This is a genomic window from Neobacillus terrisolis (genome assembly GCF_051233475.1).
Lineage (GTDB): Bacteria > Bacillota > Bacilli > Bacillales > Cytobacillaceae > Bacillus_BU.
This window is the reverse complement of the sequence record NZ_JBKFGH010000063.1, coordinates 1-1,316: the sequence shown is the minus strand read 5'-3', so window position 1 is coordinate 1,316 and position 1,316 is coordinate 1. Positions and strand designations below refer to the sequence as shown.

General features: G+C 42.9%; 1 protein-coding gene. It reads left to right on the top strand.

Annotation, left to right across the window (positions count from 1 at the left end):
• The coding region (gene ltrA / locus ACI48O_RS22710; protein WP_435564085.1) for a group II intron reverse transcriptase/maturase at positions 1-1,241 on the top strand (1,241 nt) is incomplete at its 5' end.
• Positions 1,242-1,316 lie beyond the last annotated feature (75 nt).

The following is a 1,316-nucleotide window of genomic DNA, read 5'->3' as shown; positions in this document are numbered from 1 at the left end:
TGTCACGGGAAAATCTCTTAACTGCCCTTAAACGGGTGGAGCAGAACAAAGGAAGTCACGGCATAGATGGAATGTCCGTAAAATTCCTACGACAACATCTCTATGAAAACTGGGATTCTCTTCGGGAAGCTTTGAGAACCGGTAACTATCAACCCTCCCCGGTTCGCCGTGTCGAAATCCCGAAACCAAGCGGAGGGGTAAGGCTTTTAGGTATACCAACTGTGACAGACCGTTTCATCCAACAGGCAATTGCCCAAGTATTAACCCCCATCTTTGACCCATCCTTTTCCGAAAACAGCTATGGCTTCCGACCTAACAGGAGTGCCCATGATGCGATAAGAAAGGCAAAGGGATATATCAAAGAGGGTTTCCGTTGGGTGATTGATATGGACTTAGAGAAATTCTTTGATAGGGTCAATCATGACAAATTGATAGGAATACTCGCTAAAAGAATTGAAGACCGAATACTTCTCAAACTAATCCGGAGATATCTTCAATCAGGTGTAATGCTTAACGGGGTCGTACAATCAACGGAGGAAGGTACTCCGCAAGGAGGGCCTCTCAGTCCTCTCCTTTCAAACATAATTCTTGATAAATTAGATAAAGAATTAGAAGCCAGAGGGCATAAGTTTGTCCGTTATGCGGACGACTGCAACATTTATGTTAAGTCATTAAAAGCAGGGAAACGTGTAATGGAATCCATTACGATGTTTATTGAGCATAAACTAAAGTTAAAGGTAAACAGGGATAAGTCGGCAGTTGACCGTCCGTGGAAACGGAAATTTCTTGGTTTCAGCTTTACTTGGAATAAGGAACCGAAGGTGCGAATAGCGAAACAAAGCATCAAACGCTTTAAGGCGAAGATTCGAGAATATACCTGTCGGTCTAAACCTATTCCAATGGAAGTAAGAATTGAATTGTTAAACCGTTATCTAGCTGGATGGTGCGGGTACTTCGCTTTAGCTGACACTCCAAGCAAGTTCAAAGAATTCGACGAATGGATAAGGAGAAGGCTTAGAATGTGCAAATGGAAACAGTGGAAGAAACCTAAAACCAGAGTGAGAAAACTAATTGGTTTAGGCGTCCCTGATTTCAAGTCACATGAATGGGGTAACTCAAGAAAGAAATACTGGAGAATCGCCTGTAGCCCAATATTACACAAAACCCTCGATAACTCTTATTGGAGTCAACGAGGGTTGAGAAGTCTATATAATCGTTATGAAATTTTACGTCAATCTTAATAGAACCGCCGTATACCGAACGGTACGTACGGTGGTGTGAGAGGTCGGGGGTTAGTCACCCCCTCCTACTCGATT